We start from the raw sequence: 22,558 nt of genomic DNA, 5'->3' as shown, positions 1-22,558 counted from the left end.
TATGACAGCGACACCGGAATTTTCCCGAACCCACAAGGCCGACGCGATCGGCCGGCTGGCCCCTAAGCTGCACATCGCCGCCAAGCAGGACGAGCGGGATGCTCTGGCCAGGCGGTTCGGATTGGCGGCGCTGGATCGGCTGGAGGCGGATTATGGCCTGGCGATCGAAGATGGCGCCATCACGGCGCGCGGCCGGGTGCGTGCGGCGCTGGCCCAGCCCTGCGTGGCGACCGGCGTGCCGGTGCCCGAGACGATCGACAGCGATTTCGTCCTGCGCTTCGTGGTCGACAAGGAGGAGGCGCAGGAGGCCGACGAGTTGGAGCTGGACGCCGAGGATTGCGACACGATCGGCTATGACGGCCATGTGATCGACATGGGCGAAGCGGTGGCCGAAACGATGGCGCTGGCGATGACGCCCTTTCCCCGCGCGCCGGATGCCGACCGCTATCTGAAGGAGGCCGGCGTGCTGAGCGAGGAGCAGGCCAGTCCCTTTGCCGCATTGCTGGGGCTGACGGACAAGAAGTAGGAGGCATGCCCATGCTGGTCGCGCTGATGCTGGTTGCCGCGGGCGCCGCCCCGATGATCGGCGAGGATGTCGCGCGAGCGCAATGGGACATGGCCGAGAATCGCGCGACATGCGCGCCGCTCGCGCTGCTGTCGGACGGCGGGGTGAAGGGCAAGGCGCGACCGGCGCAATTCGGCGGCGGATGGGCGGTGGCGTTCGACCTGCCGGGGCTGCGCAGCGCCTACGGCTTTGCCGGGCCGGGGATCATCGCCATGGATGGTGAGGCGGAGCCGGCGCAACGGGCGCGATTGACGAAGCAATGGCCGCACAGGCGCGACCTGCCCGCCTTGCCCGGCCCCGCTTTTGCCGGCTACGGGCTGGTCGGCGCGCAGCCCTATCCGGCGGATAACGCGCAGGGCAAGGGCCTCGAATCGCTGGCCTATATGCGGGTCGCGGGTCAGGGCTGCACCTATAATGTGTGGAGCCGAATCAGCCGCGCGCATCTGGAAACCTTGCTGGACAATCTGCGTCTGCAGGACTGATCTGTTTCCCTTTCGTTCCTGGCTGTGGCATAGGGTCCGGCATGGACGCCTCGCTGCCGCCGCTGCGCAAGATCATCCATATCGACATGGACGCCTTTTATGCGTCGGTGGAGCAGCGCGACGATCCGTCGCTGCGGGGCCTGCCGATCGCGGTGGGCGGCGGTGGGCCGCGCGGGGTGGTGGCGACGTGCAGCTATGAAGCGCGCAAGTTCGGCGTGCGGTCCGCCATGCCGGGCGCGCGGGCGCGGCGGCTCTGCCCCGACCTGATCTTCGTGCCCCCGCGATTCGATGTCTATCGCGCGGTATCGGGGCAGGTTCGGGAGATTTTCAGCCGTTTCACCGACATAATCCAGCCCTTGTCGCTGGACGAAGCCTATCTGGACGTGACGGTGAACAAGCCGGGCATCGCGTCGGCAACTGCGGTGGCGCAGGAGATTCGGCGGATGATCCGCGAGGAGACGGGGCTGACCGCATCGGCCGGCGTGTCCTACAACAAGTTGATCGCCAAACTGGCATCGGACCAGAACAAGCCCGATGGGGTATGCGTGGTGCGGCCGAACGAGGGGCCCGCCTTCATCGCGGCAATGCCGGTGCGGCGCATCCATGGCGTGGGACCGGTGACGGCGAAGCGGATGCAGGCATTGGGAATCGAGACGGGCGCGGACCTGCGCGAGCGGGACATGCGATTCCTCCAGAGCCATTTCGGCAGTGCCGCCGACTATTATTATCGCGCGGCGCGCGGGCAGGACGACCGGCCGGTGCGCGAGCGCGAAGGGCGTAAATCGGTGAGCGTCGAGGATACGTTTTTCGACGATTTGATCGAAGAAGAAGCGCTGGTGGCGGAGATCGAGCGGATCGCCGCGTCGCTGTGGACGCGGATCGAGAAAGCCGGGGCCTGGGGCCGGACGGTGGTGCTGAAGGTGAAGTTCGCCGATTTCCGGATCATCACCCGCTCGCGCAGTTTTTCAGCGCCGGTGCGGTCGCCGGAGTTGCTGGCGCAGGCCGGGCGGGAATTGCTGGTCGCGCAACTGCCGCTGCGCATGGGCGCGCGGCTGCTCGGGCTGGGCGTGCATAATCTGGAGGGAGAGGAAGAGGCGGATCAGGGGGAGCAGCTGGCGTTGGGGTTATAGAAGCGCCGTGCCCACCCCGGTGCGGCTAAACTCGCCTACGGCTCGCCAAGCCTAGATGCCCCTCCCGCAAGCGGGAGGGGTGCTTGTGCTGATTTAGAAAGGCAACCAGTTCCGCTTTTCCGTGAATTTCATATAGCCCGCGTTGACGCCCAGCCGATAGCCCACGCCGAGACGGATGGGGATCAGCACCACGCTGCCCCAGCGCAGATAGGAGGCGGTGAAGCCGCCGACGAGATAGGCAGTGCCCTCCGCCGCGGGGAAGCGGTGGTAGAGATCCTGCGTGTCGTAGAGATTATAGACCAGGACGAAGGTGTTGGCCGCATTGCCGCCGACGTCGAAACCGATCGACGGGCCGGTCCAATAGACTTCGCGCTTGCCCTCCACCTTGTGGTTGAGCGTGCCCGAACCATAGCGCAGGCCGACGACGAAGGCGCCCGACGCCTCACGCCCGGAAATATAGGCGTTGGGGCGCCCCTGATCCTTCAGAATTTTCTCGATCATGCCGGCCAGCCCTTCGGCCCCCTTGCCGAACACGCCTTCGGCAGCGCCGATCAGATCGTCTTCCTGATAGGATTCGCCCGGCGCCATCGCGGCAGGCGGCGAATTGGTGGTCACGGGCGCGCCGGTCGCGGTGTTGCCGCCATTGGCGACGGGCGGAACACCGGCATCCAGATTCGGTTCGTACGGCGTCGCACCCCGATCCACGCTGGAATCGACGCCGGGATCGGTGGGGTTCCTGTTGGTCGGCGGCGGCGGCGCGAGATCGGAATCGATCGCGCTGTTGGGATCGATCGTACGCACCTGCGCAGAGGCCGCAAGCGGCGTCAGCGCCATGCCCGCCAGCGCGGCGACCAGCAAGCTTGCTCGCGCGATGCGGGCACCTATCTGCCCGTTGATGCCGATCATGCCCGATACTCCCCGAAAAGCGCGCGTCATAGCCATATATAGACCCAGATACAGGCATTGCGACCAGCAAGCTGAAACGACAATGAACGAACGGCGACCCGAGTCGATTCCGCGCCGGAACGAAAAATGCGGAAGAGGCGAAAATTCCTGATCCAGCCCGTTGCCATGCAGCAAAGCCATCGCTATAGCCCCTCCCCAGCCATTGTCCCCCTGTGAAGGTGGACAAATTTCGTGCGGAGACGTGGGTGAGTGGCTGAAACCAGCGGTTTGCTAAACCGTCGTGGCCTTAAGGGGCCACCGAGGGTTCGAATCCCTCCGTCTCCGCCATTTTTTCGATAGGTTCCGCGCGATGATCAAGTCCCGCTTCGGTACCTTTCGTGGGCTTGTCCGGCTCGCCCTATCCTATCTTCAACTTTTGCTGGGTCGATCCGCCAGCCGTGCGCCCGATGTGGCGCAGGTGCGGCGGTTGGTGTTCGTGTGTCAGGGCAATATCTGCCGTAGCGCCTTTGCCGATGTGGCCGCAAAGAAGGCAGGGCTGAACGTCGCTTCCTTCGGCCTGTCCACCACCAGCGGGCGCGGTGCCCATCCGCCCGCCATCGTGGCGGCGACGGCGCTGGGCCATGACCTGTCGGCGCACCAGGCGATCGATATGCAGGATCATGAACCGCAGGACGGCGACCTGCTGCTGGCGATGGAGGTGCGGCAATTGCACCGGCTGGCCGGCGATCCGCGCCTGAAAGATATGCCGCGCATGCTGCTGGGCCAGTGGACCCGGCCGATGTTGCCGCATCTGCATGATCCCTACAGCCTTGACGATCGCTACATGGCGACGTGCCTGATGCGGATCGACCGGGCGATCCCGCAATTGGTCAGGGCTTTTCCCGGCGCACGGCTTTCCTGACGATCTGCACCATGTCGCGTAGCCAGGGCCGCGGGTCCGAGCGGCTGAACACATAATAGCGCGCACGCGGGTCGAAAAAGGCCAGCAGATAGGCAACCAGATCGACGACCGGACGGCGACGGAAAAAAGGATCGTCGATGCGGCCGGGCGCGAGGAGGATGCGGGCCAGCCTTTTGGTTTCGGGCACCATGTAGCGCGCGCGCAGATCGTCGCGCGGCGGGGGGGCGGGGTCGGTCTGGCGCAGCACGGTGCGACGATAGGCCTCCCACGCGAAGTCGGCGCCGCAATGGAGCGCCAGCGGCAGGCTGCCCCAGAAGCGACCGTTGACCTCCATCAACCAATAATGGCCGCTGTCGGGTTCGTAGCGATATTCGACCATCGCCTGCCCTTCCCAATCGAGCGCCTGCAACAGCTTTTCCGACAGCGCCATTTGCGCACCATGCGCGTTCACGGGTTCGGCGCGGCAAAGGGTGGAAACGCCTCCTTCGGGCGGCCATTCGTGCAGGCGGCGATGCTGGAAGCGCAGCGTCGCCTGCCCGCCTGCCATATAGAGCATCTGGCCTAGGCCCACGCCCCGGCAATATTGCTGAATCAACGGCCAGCGGCCGATCGGCGCATAGCGGTCCAGCAAGGCGAGCAGTTGGGCGGCGTCGCGAATATAGTCGGTCTTGATCCATTCCAGGCCCGCTCGTTCGAGCAGACCCATGATTTCGGGCGGATTGGACCATTTTGCGACCAGCGGGTAACGCATCTGCGCGGTACGGGCGGCGAAATCCTCGTCAGCGTGCGGCTGCCAGGTCTGTGGCACGCGCAGCCCCGCCACCGTCGCCGCCTGCAACGTCTGCATCTTGTCCAGCACCCGTTCGAGCTGCTGCGGCCGGGGGACGAGAATGTGACAATCGCCGATCATCGCCGGCAGGGTCGAGAGTTGCAGCAGGTCGGTTTCGGAAATGGCCAGAACGGCGCGGGCGCCGGTGCGAGCGATCAGGCCGGGCAGCCAGTCGGCGATCGGGCCGGCCGGGCGCTGCGTCCAGTCGGTGCAATAGCGCGAGGCGGTGACGATGGAGGCGCAATCGCGCGCGATGCCATGCACAGGTACGCCATGCCGGCCCAGATCGCGCACGACCGCAAGGCCGATGGCGTTTTCCAGACCCAGGACGATCGCACCGGGCAATGCGGTCACGCAGGTACCAGCCGATGTTCGTAGCGCCAGGTCGCCAGGGCCTGCTCCGCAAGGCGCAGGCCGGTGCGCAGCCGGCTGGGCGCGGCGCGGCTGAGCGTGCGGGCCGGCCGGTCGGCGAGATCCACGGACAAGTCGTTGAAGCCCGCACCCCGGACGCCGCGCAACCGGGCAGCATCGCGGCAGAGCGCCTGAAACCGGGCGATGACGGCGCCATTGGGACGCCGACGATCGCGGGAGAGCATTTCGAAACTATGGGTGACGACATTGAAGGCGTCATGCCCCTCCCGCACGGCATGGCGCAGGCCGGCGCGCATCTCGGCGGCGGACATGGCGCAGATCTGGGCCGGGCGGAAACCGCCGGGCCGGTCCTCTATGCCCGATACCGGCAATTCGACGACACCTTGCGCACGAGTCGCGCCGATCTGTGCCCGGTCGGCTGAAATGCCGCATTCGCGGCCGAGATAGGCCGGATTGACGCTGCTGTCCCAAGCAACGCCCAGAGTCGCAAGTGCGCGCAGCGTATCGTCATTGGCGCCGAAATTGCCGGCGCGAAAGGCGCTGATGGCGGGCGCGCCAGCCTGTTCCAACAGCTGTTTGGCACGGCCGAGCAGGATGATCTGATCGTCCAGCGAAAAGTCGCCGATATTGCGCCCCTGCCGACCGCCGACCGGCGAATCCTTCGCCCAGGCCAGCCACTCGGTATGGATATGCATCTGCACCTCATGCCTGCGCGCGACGATGGCGTGGACGATGGGGGCCATAAAATCGGTGCCATGGACCAGCGCCGGCATGGGATCGACGAAGAAGACGCCCTTCAGCCCATGGCGGTCGAGCTGCTCCATCTGCCAGCCGATGCCGAAAGCGCCGGACCGCGTCCGCGCCCAGATCGACCGATCGACATTGTCGGCGAGGCTCACCCCACGCTGATGCAGCGAGGAGGAGAGTTCGGTATCGACGGTGATCAGCAACGCGGTCATCAAAAGGTCCGGTCCGGGGGCGGCGCATCCGCATTAGATGATGCGGGTTAAGGAGGGGTAATATGTCTCCGGCATGTCCGATAGCGAAATTCTACCGAAATATGCGCCCCTGAACCTTGCTATCCCCTGAAGGCGACGCCCGGCGTCGGAATCCTTCATTCCAGCAGCGAAAATTCCCCGTAATTGCCCTGGAAAAAGAGCAAGGGGCTGCCGGGACGGTCGACTTCCAGCGCGACCACGCGGCCAAGCGCGATATAATGGTCGCCCGCTTCATGCACCGCGTCGAGCGTGCAGTCGATCCAGGCGACGACATCGTCGAGAATCGGCGACCCATTGGCCGACACGCGGTGGGACAGGCCGGCAAACTTGTCCGGTCCTGGACCGGCGATCTGGCGGCAGAGCGGCAGCTGGTCGCTGGCCAGCACATTGACGCAGAATTTGCCGACCGCCTGCAAGCGCGGCCAGCTGCCCGAGCTTTTGGCCGGGAAGAAGGCGACGAGCGGCGGATCGAGCGAAACCGAGGTGAAGGAGCCGACGACCATGCCGATCGGCGTGCCATCCGCCTCTACCGCGGTGACGACGCAGACGCCGGTGGGGTAATGGCCCAGCACCCGGCGAAAAGTCGCATTGTCGAAACTGGCCACGCTCATGCCTTGCTCCCGAGACGGTTCATGCGTCCCCCTCTCGCCCAGAACGCGGCATAAGCAAATGATAAAGCGCGGACCACCGACGAGAAAATCTCAGCCGATGGCCCGCGCGGGATCAGAGCGCGACGCCGCCTGCCGCCAGCACGGCCAGAGTCAGCAGTTCGGACGCGTTGGAAGACATGGTGGCGATCTGCACCGATTTTTCCATGCCGACCAGCAACGGGCCGATCATCGTCGTGCCGCCAAGTTCGCGCAGCAGCTTGGCCGAGATATTGGCCGATTGCAGGCCGGGCATGACCAGCACATTGGCAGGCCCCGACAGGCGGCTGAACGGGTAGCTTTTCATGACGGTCGGATTGAGCGCCGCGTCGGGCGTCATTTCGCCTTCATATTCGAAATCGACGGCCCGTTCATCGAGCAGCTTCACCGCATCGCGCACATTGTCGAGGAAGGCGCCGGGCGGATTGCCGAAGTTGGAATAGGACAGGAAGGCGACGCGCGGGTCATGGCCCATGCGGCGGGCGACGGCCACGGTCCCTTCGGCGATATCGGCCAGTTCGGTGGCAGACGGCCGTTCATGCACGGTCGTGTCGGCCAGGAACACGGTCTTGTCCTTGGCCACCATGACATGGATGCCGAAGGGGGTACGGCCCGGCGCAGAGTCCATCACGCGCTTCACTTCGCGCAGGGTCTGGCCATAGGGGCGGGTCGTGCCGGTGATCATCGCATCGGCGACGCCCATCTTGACCAGCAGCGTGCCGAAAATATGGCGATCGCGATTGACCATCCGTTCGCAATCGCGACGCAGATAGCCGCGCCGCTGAAGCCGGGCATAGAGCAGGTCGACCATGTCGGGCACCAGCGGCGAGTTGACGCTGTTGTGCAGTTCGAAGCTTTCGGGATCGCGCACGCCCAACGCCTTGAGCTTTTCCATCACATCGTCGCGGCCGACCAGGACGGGGATACCATAGCCCAGCTCGCGGAACTGGATGGCGGCGCGCAGCACCACTTCTTCTTCGGCTTCGGCGAAGACGACGCGCTTGGGGTTGGCCTTGGCGATCTCATAGGCACTGGTGAGGACCGAGGTGGTCGGGTTGAGCCGTGCCTTCAACGACTGGCGATAGGCCGCCATATCCTCGATCGGTTTTTGCGCGACGCCGGTTTCCATCGCAGCCTGGGCGACGGCGGCGGGCACCACTTCCATCAGGCGCGGGTCGAACGGCGCGGGGATGATATAGTCCGGGCCGAAGCTGTGCGAACGGCCATAGGCCTTGGCCACTTCTTCGGGCACCTGTTCGCGCGCCAGTTCGGCGATGGCATGGGCGGCGGCCAGCTTCATCGCTTCGTTGATGCCGGTCGCCCGCACGTCCAGCGCGCCGCGGAAGATGAAGGGGAAGCCGAGGACATTGTTGACCTGATTGGGGAAGTCCGACCGGCCGGTCGCGACGATCACGTCGGGGCGCACGGCATGAGCGTCGGGCGGCAGGATTTCCGGGTCCGGATTGGCCATGGCGAAGATGATCGGATTGGGCGCCATGGACTTGACCATCTCCTGGCTCATGGCCCCGGCGACCGACAGACCCAGGAACACGTCGGCGCCCTTGACCGCTTGCGTCAGGGTGCGCGCGTCGGTCTTGACCGCATGGGCCGACTTCCACTGGTTCATGCCCTCCGTGCGCCCCTGATAGATCACGCCCTTGCTGTCGCACATGATGACATTGTCGTTGGGGACGCCCAGTGCCTTGATCAGTTCGGTGCAGCTGATGGAAGCGGCGCCCGCGCCGTTCACCACCACCTTCATGTCCTTCATGTCGCGGCCGGTGAGCAGGGCCGCATTGATGACGCCTGCTGCCGCGATGATCGCGGTGCCATGCTGATCGTCATGAAAGACCGGGATGTTCATCCGTTCCTTGAGCGTCTGTTCGATGATGAAGCATTCGGGCGCCTTGATATCTTCAAGGTTGATGCCGCCGAAGGTCGGCTCCATCAGCTCGACCGCATCGATGAAACGATCGACATCCTCGGTCTTGAGTTCGATGTCGATGGAATCGACGTCGGCGAAGCGCTTGAAGAGGACGGCCTTGCCCTCCATCACCGGCTTGGACGCCAGCGCGCCCAGATTGCCGAGGCCCAGGATCGCCGTGCCGTTGGAGATGACCGCGACCAGATTGCCCTTGGCCGTGTAATCATAAGCGGTCGCCGGATCGGCGGCGATGGCGCGTACCGGGACGGCAACGCCCGGCGAGTAAGCGAGGCTGAGGTCGCGCTGCGTCGCCATCGGTTTCGACGCGATGATCTCGATCTTGCCGGGGCGGCCGGTCGAGTGGAAGAACAGCGCCTCGCGCTCGGAAAATTCCACATTCGATTTATCGGACATCGCTGGCACCCACATAATGGAACAATAAGGTGGCCCTAGCGGCAAGATTATCGTGTGGGCAAGTGCGAGAAGCGCAATTTTCCTGCCTTTCCGGGAAGCGCTGGTTTCAGCCCAAGGTTCAGGCTATCGCCCTGCCCCATGGCTTCTTCGACCGACAATCCAGCTTCTGCCGCCGCCCCGACGCCGATGATGGCGCAATATCTGACGCTCAAGGCGGAGGCGCAGGACTGCCTGCTCTTCTACCGCATGGGCGATTTTTTCGAGCTGTTCTTCGACGATGCGAAGATGGCGGCGGCGACGCTGGATATCGCGCTGACCAGTCGGGGCGAACATGGCGGCCAGCCCATTCCGATGTGCGGCGTGCCGGTGCATAGCGCAGAAGGCTATCTGGCGCGGCTGATCAAGGGCGGACATCGCGTCGCCATCGCCGAGCAGACCGAAACGCCGGCGCAGGCCAAGGCGCGCGGCGGCAAGACGTTGGTGGCGCGCGCGATCGTGCGTTATGTGACCGCCGGCACGCTGACCGAGGAGACTCTGCTCGACAGCCGGCGCGACAATATGCTGGTGGCGCTGGCGCAGGTCGGCGGGGAAGGATCGGGCGAGATCGGCATCGCCGCCGCCGATATTTCCACCGGCCGGTTCGAAACGATGACCTGCCCGTTTGCCGACCTGCCCGCCGAGCTGGCGCGGTTGCGGCCGAGCGAAGTGGTGGTGGCCGAGGGATCGGGCATCGAGGTGGCGGACATGCACCCGTTCGACAAGGCCGCCTTTTCCAGCAGCCGGGCCGAGGAGGCACTGAAACGCCTGTTCGGGGTAGCGACACTGGACGGATTCGGCCAGTTCGGCCGGGCCGAGCTGGCGGCGATGGGCGGGCTGATCGCCTATCTGGACCACGCGGGCAAGGGCACGCTGCCCTTCCTGGCGCCGCCGCTGCGCAAGACCAGTGGCGGCCATGTCGCGATCGACGCAGCGACGCGCGAGAGTCTGGAAATCGTGTCGACCACGGCGGGCACGCGGGCGGGCAGCCTGTTGGGCGCGATCGACCGGACGGTGACGGGCGCGGGCGCCCGGCTGTTGGGGCAGGATCTGTCGGCGCCGCTGATGGATCTGGCGGTCATCGAAGCGCGGCTGGGGCTGGTCACGCTGTTCCATGACGATGCGACGTTGCGCGACCAGTTGCGCGGGGCGCTGCGGGCCTTGCCCGATATCGGCCGGGCGCTGGGGCGCGTGGCGGTGGGGCGTGGCAGCCCGCGCGATCTGGGGCAGTTGCGCGATGGCCTTGGCGGCGCGCGGCTGCTGCGCGAGCGGCTGGGGCGGCTGGCCGATGTGCCGCAGATGCTGGTGCAGTTGTTACCGGCGCTGGACGGGCATGGCGCGCTGGTCGATGCGCTGTCGCGCGCGCTGGTGCCCGCTCCGCCGACCGAGACGGCGAGCGGCGGCTATATCGCCGACGGTTATGATCCGGCGCTGGACGAATTGCGGCGGCTGAGCAGTGACGGCCGCCGGGCGATCGCCGCGCTGGAGGCCAAATATCGCGCGCAGACCGGGATTTCCGCGCTCAAGATCCGCCATAATGGCGTGCTGGGATACCATGTCGAAGTGCCGGCCCGTGCCGCCGATGCGCTGATGGCGCCCGACAGCGGCTTTACCCATCGCCAGACGCTGGCGGGCGTGGTGCGGTTCAACTCGATCGACCTGCATGAGGAAGCCGGGCGCGTGGCGCAGGCCGGTGCCCATGCGCTGGTGGCCGAGGCGGCGCATCTGGAGGAACTGATCGGCGCGGTGCTGGATCGCAAGGCCGACATCGCCCGCGCCGCCGATGCGCTGGCGCGGCTGGACGTGGCGGCTTCGCTCGCCGAGCGGGCGGCCGAGGGTGGATGGCAACGGCCGCATTTCGTTGCGGCAGATGGCGCGGGCCAGTGCCTCGACATCGTGGGCGGACGGCATCCGGTGGTGGAGGATGCGCTGCGCAAGGACGGGCAGCCTTTCGTCGCCAATGATTGCCGGCTGAACGAGGGCGACCGGCTGTGGCTGGTCACCGGGCCGAACATGGGCGGTAAATCGACCTTCCTGCGGCAAAATGCGCTGATCGTCATATTGGCGCAGGCTGGCGGCTATGTACCGGCGCAGGCCGCGACGCTGACTCTGGTGGATCGGCTGTTCAGCCGGGTCGGCGCGTCGGACAACCTCGCCAAGGGGCGATCGACCTTCATGGTCGAGATGGTCGAGACAGCGGCGATCCTGGCGCAAGCCACAGAGCGTAGCTTCGTCATATTGGACGAGGTGGGCCGCGGCACATCCACCTATGATGGCCTCGCGCTCGCATGGGCCGTGGTGGAGGCGGTGCATGAGGTCAATCGCTGCCGCTGCCTGTTCGCCACCCATTATCATGAACTGACGCGGCTGGCCGAGACGCTGTTGTCGTTGTCGCTACACCATGTCCGCGCGCGCGAGTGGAAGGGCGACCTCATATTGCTGCACGAACTGGCCGAGGGGCCGGCCGATCGCAGCTACGGCCTGGCCGTCGCACGGCTGGCGGGGTTGCCACCGGCCGTGCTGAAGCGCGCCAAGGATGTGCTGGCGCGGCTGGAGGCGGGCAAGGCGAAGACCGGCGGGATCGCAGCGGGACTGGACGACCTGCCCTTGTTCGCGGCGGTGGCGACGCAGGAAGAAGAGGCGCCCGATCCGCTGCTGGCGGCGATCGCGGCGATCGATGCCGACGCCTTGTCCCCGCGTGAGGCACTCGATCATATATATCGACTGAAACAACTGGCCGCCGACATGCGGCACGACTAGAGCATGGCCATGGGCATACAGTATCCAGCGCTGGGATCGCGGCGTGCGATCATCGACCGGCGCGCCATTTCCGATACGATCAACGCTCTGGCGCAGGAGCATCGGGGCGATGCCATGCGCCTGCGCGGCGGAATCGTGAAGGAATTGAAGGCGGCACTGGACGAGGGCCGGGCCGAAGTCGCCCGCCGGCTGAGCGTCAAGCCGACCCGCGGACGGGAGTCGGTGACGGCCTTCGCCTTCCTGATCGACCAGATATTGCGCCTGCTCTACGACGCGACGACGCATCATCTCTATCCCGCCGGCAATCGCAGCACTGGCGAGCGGATCGTGCTGATGGCTGTGGGCGGCTATGGCCGGGGCGAAATGGCGCCGCACAGCGACGTCGATATCGGCTTCATCACCCCTTGGAAGCCGACTGGCTGGACCGAGCAGGTGATCGAATCCATGCTCTATTCGCTGTGGGATCTGGGGCTGAAGGTCGGGCATAGCAGCCGTTCGGTCGATGAAACGATGCGCATGGCCAAGAGCGACCTGACGGTGCGCACCGCGTTGCTGGAGGCGCGCTATGTCTGGGGCGACCGGGCGCTGTATGAGGAAACGTCGGTCCGCTTCGACGCCGAAGTGATGCAGGGCAATGCCCGCGCCTTCGTGACCGAAAAGCTGGAGGAGCGCGACGAGCGGCACAAGCGCATGGGCGACAGCCGCTATGTCGTCGAGCCGAACGTCAAGGAAGGCAAGGGCGGGCTGCGCGACCTGCACACGCTGTTCTGGATCGGCAAATATGTGAACCGGGTGCGCTCGGTCGCCGATCTGGTCGATGTCGGCCTGCTGACCGAAGCCGAATTGCGCCAGTTTCAGAAAGCCGAGGATTTCCTGTGGGCGGTGCGGTGCCACCTGCACACCATCACCGGCCGGGCGGAGGATCGGCTGACCTTCGACCTGCAACTGGAAACCGCGACGCGCATGCACTTTACCGGGCGTGCGGGCCGGTCCGGAGTCGAGCGTTTCATGCGCTATTATTTTCTGAACGCAAAGACGGTGGGCGACCTGACCGCCGTGTTCCTGGCGCATCTGGACGACCAGATGGCCGAAAAAGGCCGACGCTATATTCCGTCAATCTTCCGCCGGCCCAAGAAGCTGGACGGGTTCGTTCTGGAACGCGGGCGGATCGCGCTGCCCAGCGATGATTTCTTCAAGGCGGACCCGGTGCGGCTGCTGGATATCTTCGCCGTGGCGGACAAGCATGGGTTGCAGATCCATCCCAGCGCCATGCGCGCGGCGAGCCGGGACGCAGGCCTGATTTCCGCCAAGGTGCGCAAGGATCCACGCGCCAATGCCGCCTTCATGGAGGTGCTGACGTCACCGCGCGATCCGGAAACGGTGTTGCGCTGGATGAACGAATCCACCGTCTTCGGCCGGTTCGTGCCGGACTTCCGCCGCGTTGTCGCGCAGATGCAGTTCGACATGTATCATCATTACACGGTCGACGAGCATACCATCCGCGCCGTCGGCCTGCTGTCGCGGATCGAAAAGGGCGAACTGACGCAGGACCATCCGCTGGCAAGCGACCTGATGGGCAAATTGCTGTCGCGTCGCGCCCTCTATGTCGCGGTGCTGCTGCACGATATCGCCAAGGGACGCGGCGGCGATCATAGTTTGCTGGGTGCAGAGGTGGCCGAACAGCTTTGCCCGCGCCTGGGCCTGACCCCGGCGGAGACGGAGACGGTCGCCTGGCTGGTGCGATACCATCTGCTGATGTCGGCCACCGCCTTCAAGCGCGATCTGGCGGACTATAAGACAATCCTCGATTTCGTCGATGTGGTGCAAAGCCCCGAACGGTTGCGCCTGCTGCTGTGCCTGACCGTGGTGGATATTCGCGCGGTGGGACCGGGTGTCTGGAACAGCTGGAAGCGACAGTTGCTGGGCGATCTCTATGAGTCCGCCGAGGAAGTGCTGCGGCTGGGCCATAAGCAAAAGGGTCGGGGCGAGCGCGTCATTGCCAAGCAGCATGCGCTGCGCGAGGCGTTGGGCATGGACGAGCCGACGTTCGAGGCTTTCAGCAAGCGGCTGCCCGAAAGCTACTGGATCGCCGAACCGGACGACATTCTCTTCCACAATGCCCAGCATATCCTAGCCGCGGGCGACGCCCAATTGTCGATCGCGGCGCAATATTATCCGCAGCGCGGCGCGACGCTGGTGACGGTCTACGCCACCGACCATCCGGGCCTGTTCTACCGCATCGCCGGTGCCATCCATCTGGCCGGCGGCAACATCATCGACGCGCGCATCCATACGACGCGCGACGGCGTGGCGATCGACAATTTCCTGGTGCAGGATCCGCTGGGCGGCGCATTCCACAGCGACGATCAGTTGAAGCGGATTCGCGGCGCGATCGAGGATTCACTGTCCAACCGGCACCGGATGATCACCAAGCTGGCGGCGCGCCCCCTGCCCCGCACCCGTGCCGAAGCCTTCCGCATCGAACCCAATGTGCTGATCGACAACAAGGCGTCGAACCGCTTTACCGTGGTGGAGGTCAATGCGCGCGACCGGCCGGCCTTGTTGTTCAGCCTCGCCAATGCACTGTTCCAGTCGAAGGTGACGGTGCACAGCGCCCATGTCGCCACCTATGGCGAGCGCGCGGTCGATACTTTCTATGTCACCGACCTGCTGGGCGGGAAGATCGAGAGCAAGGCACGGTTGCAGACGCTGGAACGGCGCCTGCTGGAAGCGGCCGGTGGCGAAGTGGGCGAAGCGCTGGAGCGGGCATAGGCCAGCATTGCTTTCAACAAGACCCGTTCGCCCTGAGCCTGTCGAAGGGCCGTTCTTTTTCTCCAAGGGTTGGAAAGACAACGGGGCTTCGACAAGCTCAGCCCGAACGGAAGGGGGATGAAACGGCTTTAAGCCACAATCTCCATCCCATCACCCGGCACCAGCAATGGCAGGAGGCGTAGCATGTCATCGCGGTCCACGGCGACGCAGCCCGCCGTCGGTCGACCTTCGGACAGATGGAAGAAGATCGCGCTGCCCATGCCCGGCACCGGCGGCGCGTCATTATGACCCAGCACGACGATGACGTCATAGGCGTCGTCACTGCGGGTCAGGCTTTCGGCGGAATAGGGACGCGGCAGGCGGACCGGGCGGTTATAGGCCGGGTCGGCGATATCGTCCGACCAGCCGTCGTTACCACGTACCCAGCGCCAGGGCAGGTTTATGCCGGTCGCATCGACCTTGCCGGAACGCAGCAGGACACCGCGAATGGGCCAGACCCCAAGAGGGGTGCAGCCATCGCCTTCACGCTTGTCTGCCGCCGCACAGGCGCCGCTGCGGCCGATGGTGCAGGCCATAGCGATATCGCCGAAGGTCAGGCGCCCCGCGCCGCTTTCGACGCGGATGACGCTCATAATTGGTGGCCGGTCCGGTCGCGCTTGGTGGCGAGATAACGTTCGTTGTGCGGATTGGCGGCCAGGATGATCGGCAGGCGTTCCGTCACCTTGATGCCCGCCGCCTCCAGCCCCGTCACCTTGTTGGGATTGTTGGTGAGCAGGCGCACCTGATCGACGGCGAGCAGGTCGAGCATCCGCGCCGCGACCGAGAAGTCGCGCGCATCGATGGCGAAGCCCAGCCGGACATTGGCATCGACCGTGTCGAACCCCTGATCCTGCATCGCATAGGCGCGCAGCTTGTTGACGAGGCCGATGCCGCGCCCTTCCTGCCGCAGATAGAGGAGGATGCCCCAGGGCGCGTCGGCGATCCGGTGCAGCGCCTCATGCAGTTGCGGGCCACAATCGCATTTCAGGCTGCCCAGCACGTCGCCGGTCAGGCATTCGCTGTGCAGCCGAATGACGGGCGGCGATCCATCGCGCTTGCCCACGATCAGCGCGACATGCTCACGCGGTTCGTCCGGACTGCGAAAGGCGATGATTTCCGCGCTCTCGCTCGCCGATACCGGCAGGCGCGCGCGGGTGGCGATGGCAAGGTTGGTCGCATCGTCATAGGCGGAAATAGCGTCGGCGCTCACCTCCGCCTCCACCGAGCCGTCGCCTTTCAGAAGGAAATAGGCGGGCAGGATGCCGGCGAGACGCGCGAGGCGAAGCGCCGCCTTGGCCGCTTGCGGCGCGGGCAAGGTACGCGCGCGAAATGGCCCCTTGAGCGGGGACGCCAAGTCCAGCACCGGGTCGGAAATGGCGGTGGCGACGTCGGCGTCGATCCACGGCGCGCGCTCGACCAGCACCGGCATGTCGGGGTCGGCGGCGGCCAATTGATTGCCAAGTTTCAGCGTTTCGGCACGGGCGGCGGAAATCAGAATGTCGGCCCGACCATGCGGGTCGAAATCCGCCAGCGTCACCGCATCCGCCCCCTCGATCGCCATCAGGCGGATCGCACCATCGGGGGCGGCCAGACGGATCGCCCAGCCACGGCGCAGCGCGTCGATCGCTCGCGCCGCATCCCGTCCGATCCCGGTTCTCATCAGAAAGCGAACTCGGTAATGATGGGGATATGGTCGGACGGCTTGATCCAGCTGCGCGCCGGTTCGACGACGCGATGGCTGACCGCCTTGTCCGCGACATCCTTGGTCATCCACATATGGTCGAGGCGACGGCCACGATCCGATTCCGCCCAATCCTTCGCGCGATAGCTCCACCAAGTGTAGAGGCGCGCCGGCGCGGGGTGGAAATGGCGGCCGATATCGACCCAGTCGTTCGACGCCTGCAACCGCGCCAGAATCTCACATTCGATCGGCGTATGGCTGACCACGTTCAGCAATTGCTTGTGGCTCCACACATCGGATTCCAGCGGCGCGATGTTGAAATCGCCGGTCAGGATGGCCGATTTGTCGCCAAGGCCGGACGACCATTGGATCATCCGTTCGATGAAATCGAGCTTCTGGCCGAATTTGGGGTTCACATCGCGATCGGGAACGTCGCCGCCGGCAGGCACATAGACATTTTCGATCCGTACGCCATTGTCGAGCCGGACGCCGACATGGCGTGCTTCGCCATTGGCCTGCCAGTCGAACCGGTCATCCTCATGGATCGGCACCTTGCTCATGATCGCCACGCCATGATGCATGCGCTGGCCGTTCAGCACCTGATGGACATAGCCCATCCGTTTGAACATGTCGGTGGGGAAAATCTCGTTCACCACCTTGGTTTCCTGAAGGCACAATATGTCGGGCGCCTCATCGCGCAGCAGCTGTTCGACGATGTCGATGCGGGCGCGGACGGAGTTGATGTTCCAGGAACAGATGGAGAGAGTGTCGGCCATGGTAGGCAACTAGGGTTGCCGGCGTCGTTGCGCAAGCGGAAGACCGTTGTGGCGGACAAAGTAAGACCCCCGCTCCGGGGGCGTGGAACGGGGGTCTCGATCGCGCTCTTGAAGCGCTTCGCGGTACGAGAGGGGGACCGGGTAACAGGGGGGAAATCCCGGTTTGGTCTCGCGCCGTTGATGTATGATTAGCGCCGCTCATATGAGCGTCAGATGAACGGGCCGGCAAGATTGGGCCCGATCGCTCGGGCCGTCTTGCCGGACGCTCGGGTCAACTGCCGGCGGAGCGGCCTCTGGGTCGCGGATCGGTCCAGCGGAAGGCGGAGTCGGCGACCGGTGCGCCATAAACCTGATTGGAAAAGCGCACCGCCGTGCGGTTATTTTGCGAATCGAGCATGACCCAGCCATAGAGCTGAAGCCCCGCCGGCGCGGACGCGTTGCGTTTGAAGATCATGGTGATGGTGCCATATTCGGGCCGCTTGGGATCGCGCGCCTCTACGCTCAGGACCGTCGGATCGCCAGTCGGCACCAGCTTGCCATATTTGGACAGATCCTTGGACGGATCGAGCAGCGCGCCCAGCGGCGAATTGCCGATCGGCCAGCGCTGCACCTGCCGCACTTCATAATCGATCATGGTCAGCGCCTTGCCATCGCTGACGATCAGCAGCGGCACGCCCTTTTGATATTGGAAGCGAATCTTGCCTGGCTGCTTCAGGGTCAGCTTGCCGGTCAGGGTCTGGCCGTTGCGGTCGGTCTGGCTGAAATCGGCGGTCAGGGTAGTGACGCTGCGGATATAGTCGTTGACCTTGGCAAGGTCGGACTGGTCCTGCTGCTGCGCGGTTGCCGGCACGGTCGGCGCGACCAGTGCGGTGGTGGCAGCAAGGACAAGCGCGAGGGGCGCAACGATGCGCTTCATGGCGTTCAACTCCGATTGTTTGGGAGAGTGGGGCTAGGCGATGGGGCTTGAACCCCCCGTGAACTCGGCTGTTCCGACATAACGCATTTTGGGAAGGGAGTGATGGGGGAGAGCATCCGCTTTTAACTCGGGACCGGCTCGATCCCCCATGCTCCCGCCTCGCCCTGCCGGTCTGACCGGCGGCACCGCTCCAATTATGTTATCGGCGCGGCAGCAGCGAGACGTGCCTAGACCCATTTGCAGACAAAAAAAAGGGCCGATCCGAAGACCAGCCCGTAAAAGTTTTTAGGAGAGGATGCCTGAAAGGCCTGCTCTCTATGTTCCAACTGGTTCATGACGGCAAATGCGAAGGAAAGCAGTGCGATTGCATAAAGCGCAATCGTCGCGATTCCGGTTGGGTCAGATGGGATTCCCATTCTCGTCGCGCAGCACTTCGCGGCGGCCGACATGGTTGGGAGGACCGACCAGCCCTTCTTCCTCCATCCGTTCGATCAGGCGGGCGGCGCTATTGTAGCCGACGCGCAATTGCCGTTGCAGCCAGCTGGTCGACGCCTTCTGATTTTCGAACACCAGCTGGCAGGCCTTGCGGAACAGTTGCGCATCCGGGCTGTCGTCGCCCAGGTCCACGCCGTCGAGGGCGAAGCTGCCCTCCTCGGGTTCCTCGGTGACGGCCTGGATATAATCGGGCTGGCCCTGCGCGCGCCAATGGTCGGCGACCATGCGCACTTCGTCGTCCGATACGAAGGGGCCATGGACGCGGGTCAGGCCCTTGCCGCCGTGCATGTAGAGCATGTCGCCCTTGCCCAGCAGCTGTTCGGCGCCCTGTTCGCCAAGGATAGTGCGGCTGTCGATCTTCGACGTGACGAAGAAGCTGATGCGGGTCGGCAGGTTCGCCTTGATGACGCCGGTGATGACGTCGACCGACGGGCGCTGCGTCGCGAGGATCAGGTGGATGCCGGCTGCGCGGGCCTTTTGCGCCAGACGCTGGATCAGGAATTCCACTTCCTTGCCGGCCGTCATCATGAGGTCGGCCAGCTCGTCCACCACCACCACGATCTGCGGCAACGGCTGGAAATCCAGCTGTTCCTCTTCATAGATGGGCTTGCCGGATTCGGGATCGTAGCCGGTCTGGACGCGACGACCGAGCGGCTTGCCCTTGGCCTTCGCCGCGCGGACCTTCTCATTATAATTGGCAAGGTTACGGACGGAAATGGACGCCATCATACGATAGCGATCCTCCATCTGCTCCACCGCCCATTTGAGCGCGCGGATCGCCTTGGCCGGTTCGGTGACGACTGGCGAGAGCAGATGCGGAATGTCGTCATAGGTCGACAGTTCCAGCATCTTGGGATCGATCATGATCAGGCGCAGCTGGTCCGGCGTCATGCGATAGAGCAGCGACAGGATCATCGCGTTGAGGCCCACCGACTTACCCGAACCGGTGGTACCCGCGATCAGCAGATGGGGCATCGGCGCCAGGTCGGCGATGATCGGTTCGCCCGAGATATTCTTGCCCAGGATGATCGGCAGGGTCGCTTCCTGCGCGAATTGCTCGCTGGTGATGAGTTCGCGGAAGGACACGCCCTCGCGATTCGCATTGGGCAATTCGATGCCGATGACGGTGCGGCCCGGAATCGTCGCGACGCGGGCGGACAGCGCCGACATGTTGCGGGCGATATCGTCCGCCAGCGCGATCACGCGGCTGGCCTTGATGCCCGGCGCGGGCTCCAGTTCGTACATGGTCACGACCGGACCGGGGCGCACTTCGGTGATGTTGCCCTTCACATGGAAGTCGTCCAGCACGGATTCGAGCAGGCGAGCGTTGCGCTCCAGCGCGGCCTTGTCGATCTTGCCGCCCTGATTGGCGGGAATCGGATTGAGCAGATCGGGCGATGGCAGCGAGCTGTGGCCGAACAGATCGTCCTGGCTGATCGGCGCCATGGCACGCTGCACCGGGGCGGGCTTGGGCGTCTGGATCGTGATCGGCGGTTTCGGTTCGTTCGACACCTGCTTGCGCGGGGCGATGACCCGTTCGGCCGGCTCGTCATCCTCATACGCGTCTTCGTCGGCCGCAGCGGCAGCCCCGCCAAAGCCCAGCGTCGGGCGCGGCAGATTGAGTTTGGGCAGCGAAGGACGGCGCAGCGCGATGATCGGCTTTTCCAGCGCCAGGCTGCGATAACAGGCGAACAGGCCCGCGATCAGCGTGACGACGACCAGCAGACCCTTGATCCAGGGCGCGGCGGCCGGCGCCTGCGCGGTCAGGCTGGCAGTGCCCTTGGCCACGACAAGGCCGATTACCCCGCCCCAGCCGGCGGGCAGACCGACCAGCGGCGCATCCTGAAACAAGGCGAGCGCAATGCCGATCAGGACGATGCCGAACAGGCATTTGCCAAACTGCGCCTTCCACCCGCTCATATCCTGATCGCCCCACAGGCGACGGGCGGTGACGGCCATCAGCGGCAGGATCAGCGCGACCGGCACACCCAGCAGCCAGAGCAGGAAATCTGCGGCCCAGGCACCGGGCGCCTGCATGATATTGGCGACATGATCACCCGCAACCGTGTTCATCGACGGATCGCTGGGGGCATAGCTGAGCAGCGCCAGTGCCAGGAACAGCGTCGCCAGCATGAGCGTGATCGCGCCGATCAGCGCGCCGCTGCGAATGAGGCTGCGCTTCAGCATTTCGCGCCATTCCGGCGAGCGTTTGACGGTGCGGCCGACGGCCATATTCTCTGTTGTCCCCATACAGCATCATCCGACTATATTGGTTCGGATGATGCTTTAAATATCTATTGTTTGCCGCGTTCTGCGAGCCGTCGACTGTTCCAGCCGACTTCAGAACGCTCTGATGTTCCGTTTCGGCACAATGCCTCCGACGGCGAGTCCCCGTCAAGGGCGCGGCCCTTCGGCTCGTCCCGCGCATATCGCGATCATCAGCCATATTCTCCGGCGAAGGCCGGGGTCCAGTTCAAACGCCCGAGCTGGACCCCGGCTTTCGCCGGGGAACTAGATTATTATGCGCTTTGAGCCAGCGCAGCCAGCGCATCGCCGTCCAGCCGCTGTATCGTCCAGTCGTCCATCGGCTTGGCGCCGATCGCGCGATAGACGGCGATGGCCGGCTCGTTCCAGTCGAGCACCGACCATTCGAGCCGGGCGCAATCGCGCTCGATCGTCAATCGGGCGAGCCGCGCCAGCAGCGCCTTGCCCGCGCCCACCCCGCGCGCCTCCGGCAGCACGAACAGATCCTCCAGATAGATGCCGGGCCGCGCTTCGAAGGTCGAGAAATTGTGGAAGAAGAGCGCAAAGCCAATCGCCTTGTCCTCATGCTCCGCGATCAGCACTTCGGCCATGGGGCGCGGGCCGAACAAATGGCGCTCCAGCGTCGCGCGGTCCCCCTTCACCTCATGGGCGAGCCGTTCATAGTCGGCCAGCGCCAAAATGAAGGCGTGGATGGTGCCGATATCGTCGGCCACCGCCTCACGAATGAAGATGTTCATGCTGCGCTCGCCTCCACATGAGCCAGATCGGCCCGTTTCGAGCGCGCGGCGATAAGGCAGGCGACCACGATGAGCAAGGCGCCAGCCATAGTGCTGAGCGTCACATGCTCGCCAAAGGCCAGCCAGCCGACGATCGCCGCCCAGATGAAGGCGCTATATTCGACCGGAATCAGCCGCTGCGCCTCCGCCCGTGCATAGGCCCAGGCGAGCGCGGCCAGCGAGGTGAAGGCCAACGTCGCAGCAAGCAGGACGAGCGGGACCGCCTTGAGCGGCGGCAGGATGGCGAGCCATGGCGCACCGGTCGCGAAGACGCCCAGCATGACCAGATGCTGGAAGAAGGCGACTTCTATCGGAGAGGCGACCTGCGCCTGTTGCCGCTGGATGATGAGGTTCCAGGCGAACAGCACGGCAGAACCGAGCACCGCCAGCACGCCCAACAGCGCGTCCGTTTCATATCGCCCCTGCACCTTGTCCGACAGGATGACGCCGACGCCCACCAGTCCGAGCAGGGAAGCCCCGATCGCCCGCCGCCCGACCTGTTCCTTGAGCAACAACGCCGCGAGATAGAGGGCGATGAGCGGCGCGATGAAGGACAGCGCGATCGCTTCGGCCAAGGGCAGGCGCAGGATCGCCCAGAAGAACAGGCCCGCCATGAAGGCCACGACCGTCCCGCGCAAAAGATGGATGCGCAGCACCGCCGGCGTCGGCCAGCGCTGCCGGGTCAGCAGCATCAGGGCAAGGCCCAACAGGCTGCCGGTCAGAGCGCGCCAGAACAGGGCATTGTAGAGGCCGATTGCCAGCCCCAGCCCCTTCATCGCCGCGTCCATCACGGAAAAGAGCGCCACGCCGGCGCAACAGACGAGGAAGGGGATGGCGAACCGACCCTGATCTTGCGACATCGAGCTGATCCGGG

General features: G+C 65.0%; 18 protein-coding genes and 1 tRNA gene. 7 read left to right on the top strand and 12 right to left on the bottom strand.

Features of this window, described 5'->3' with window-relative positions; translation table 11 throughout:
- Position 1 precedes the first annotated feature (1 nt).
- From F4U95_RS18200 to dinB, 3 genes are read left to right on the top strand one after another with little or no spacing between them, the layout of a single operon-like run.
- A complete protein-coding gene (locus tag F4U95_RS18200; protein ID WP_120251320.1) occupies positions 2 to 526 on the top strand; it encodes a DUF177 domain-containing protein in 525 nt (174 codons plus the stop codon).
- Between the two features lie 5 nt (positions 527 to 531).
- The gene (locus F4U95_RS18195) at positions 532 to 1,047 is read left to right on the top strand and encodes a hypothetical protein (protein ID WP_150443130.1); all 516 of its coding nucleotides are present in this window, start codon (positions 532 to 534) and stop codon (positions 1,045 to 1,047) included.
- 41 nt (positions 1,048 to 1,088) lie between these two features.
- Positions 1,089 to 2,177, top strand: coding sequence for a DNA polymerase IV (dinB, locus tag F4U95_RS18190; protein ID WP_150426625.1), 1,089 nt, complete (start codon positions 1,089 to 1,091; stop codon positions 2,175 to 2,177).
- Positions 2,178 to 2,270: 93 nt separating this feature from the next.
- Here the strand turns inward: dinB and F4U95_RS18185 are convergent, their stop codons facing one another.
- The gene (locus F4U95_RS18185; protein WP_150426624.1) at positions 2,271 to 3,083 is read right to left on the bottom strand and encodes a DUF1134 domain-containing protein; all 813 of its coding nucleotides are present in this window, start codon (positions 3,081 to 3,083) and stop codon (positions 2,271 to 2,273) included.
- 235 nt (positions 3,084 to 3,318) lie between these two features.
- Here F4U95_RS18185 and F4U95_RS18180 point away from each other — a divergent pair.
- Positions 3,319 to 3,410, top strand: a tRNA-Ser gene (locus F4U95_RS18180).
- A 22-nt stretch (positions 3,411 to 3,432) separates the two neighbouring features.
- Positions 3,433 to 3,984 (top strand): arsenate reductase/protein-tyrosine-phosphatase family protein, encoded by a 552-nt coding sequence (locus F4U95_RS18175; protein ID WP_150426623.1) that lies wholly within the window; start codon positions 3,433 to 3,435, stop codon positions 3,982 to 3,984.
- Here F4U95_RS18175 and F4U95_RS18170 read toward each other — a convergent pair.
- The 4 genes from F4U95_RS18170 to F4U95_RS18155 form a co-directional block, all read right to left on the bottom strand.
- Complete coding sequence (locus tag F4U95_RS18170) at positions 3,953 to 5,167, bottom strand: carboxylate--amine ligase (RefSeq protein ID WP_150426622.1); 1,215 nt, start codon at positions 5,165 to 5,167, stop codon at positions 3,953 to 3,955. The genes F4U95_RS18175 and F4U95_RS18170 overlap by 32 nt on opposite strands.
- The gene (locus F4U95_RS18165) at positions 5,164 to 6,144 is read right to left on the bottom strand and encodes a polysaccharide deacetylase family protein (RefSeq protein WP_150426621.1); all 981 of its coding nucleotides are present in this window, start codon (positions 6,142 to 6,144) and stop codon (positions 5,164 to 5,166) included. The genes F4U95_RS18170 and F4U95_RS18165 overlap by 4 nt, the downstream gene beginning before the upstream one ends.
- A 155-nt stretch (positions 6,145 to 6,299) precedes the next feature.
- Entirely contained in the window at positions 6,300 to 6,794 is a 495-nt protein-coding gene (locus tag F4U95_RS18160; RefSeq protein WP_120251325.1) for a flavin reductase family protein, read from the bottom strand.
- Between the two features lie 112 nt (positions 6,795 to 6,906).
- Positions 6,907 to 9,168, bottom strand: a complete 2,262-nt coding sequence (locus F4U95_RS18155) for an NADP-dependent malic enzyme (RefSeq protein ID WP_120252239.1) — start codon at positions 9,166 to 9,168, stop codon at positions 6,907 to 6,909.
- 138 nt (positions 9,169 to 9,306) lie between these two features.
- Here F4U95_RS18155 and mutS point away from each other — a divergent pair, with 138 nt between their 5' ends.
- Together mutS and F4U95_RS18145 are read left to right on the top strand one after the other, a co-directional pair.
- Positions 9,307 to 11,964, top strand: coding sequence for a DNA mismatch repair protein MutS (gene mutS / locus F4U95_RS18150; protein WP_150426620.1), 2,658 nt, complete (start codon positions 9,307 to 9,309; stop codon positions 11,962 to 11,964).
- 9 nt (positions 11,965 to 11,973) lie between these two features.
- A complete protein-coding gene (locus tag F4U95_RS18145; RefSeq protein ID WP_120252240.1) occupies positions 11,974 to 14,736 on the top strand; it encodes a [protein-PII] uridylyltransferase in 2,763 nt (920 codons plus the stop codon).
- Positions 14,737 to 14,864: 128 nt separating this feature from the next.
- Here the strand turns inward: F4U95_RS18145 and F4U95_RS18140 are convergent, their stop codons facing one another.
- The 7 genes from F4U95_RS18140 to F4U95_RS18110 form a co-directional block, all read right to left on the bottom strand.
- Entirely contained in the window at positions 14,865 to 15,368 is a 504-nt protein-coding gene (locus F4U95_RS18140) for a L,D-transpeptidase family protein (protein WP_150426619.1), read from the bottom strand.
- On the bottom strand, positions 15,365 to 16,435 hold the full coding sequence (gene ribA, locus F4U95_RS18135; RefSeq protein ID WP_150426618.1) for a GTP cyclohydrolase II: 1,071 nt from the start codon (positions 16,433 to 16,435) through the stop codon (positions 15,365 to 15,367). Before ribA ends, F4U95_RS18140 begins: the two co-directional genes overlap by 4 nt.
- Positions 16,435 to 17,232, bottom strand: coding sequence for an exodeoxyribonuclease III (locus tag F4U95_RS18130; RefSeq protein ID WP_120251329.1), 798 nt, complete (start codon positions 17,230 to 17,232; stop codon positions 16,435 to 16,437). The genes ribA and F4U95_RS18130 overlap by 1 nt, the downstream gene beginning before the upstream one ends.
- 271 nt (positions 17,233 to 17,503) lie before the next feature.
- Entirely contained in the window at positions 17,504 to 18,148 is a 645-nt protein-coding gene (locus F4U95_RS18125) for a LolA family protein (protein WP_120251330.1), read from the bottom strand.
- Positions 18,149 to 18,547: 399 nt separating this feature from the next.
- Positions 18,548 to 20,875: an FtsK/SpoIIIE family DNA translocase gene (locus tag F4U95_RS18120; RefSeq protein WP_150426617.1), complete on the bottom strand. Its 2,328-nt coding sequence runs from the start codon at positions 20,873 to 20,875 to the stop codon at positions 18,548 to 18,550.
- A 287-nt stretch (positions 20,876 to 21,162) separates the two neighbouring features.
- Positions 21,163 to 21,645: a GNAT family N-acetyltransferase gene (locus tag F4U95_RS18115; RefSeq protein ID WP_150426616.1), complete on the bottom strand. Its 483-nt coding sequence runs from the start codon at positions 21,643 to 21,645 to the stop codon at positions 21,163 to 21,165.
- A complete protein-coding gene (locus F4U95_RS18110; RefSeq protein ID WP_150426615.1) occupies positions 21,642 to 22,544 on the bottom strand; it encodes a DMT family transporter in 903 nt (300 codons plus the stop codon). The genes F4U95_RS18115 and F4U95_RS18110 overlap by 4 nt, the downstream gene beginning before the upstream one ends.
- Positions 22,545 to 22,558: the final 14 nt, after the last annotated feature.

Source organism: Sphingobium limneticum (genome assembly GCF_008710165.1).
GTDB lineage: Bacteria > Pseudomonadota > Alphaproteobacteria > Sphingomonadales > Sphingomonadaceae > Sphingobium > Sphingobium limneticum.
Note: the sequence above shows the minus strand (reverse complement) of the source record. Positions and strands in the feature narration are given on the sequence as shown.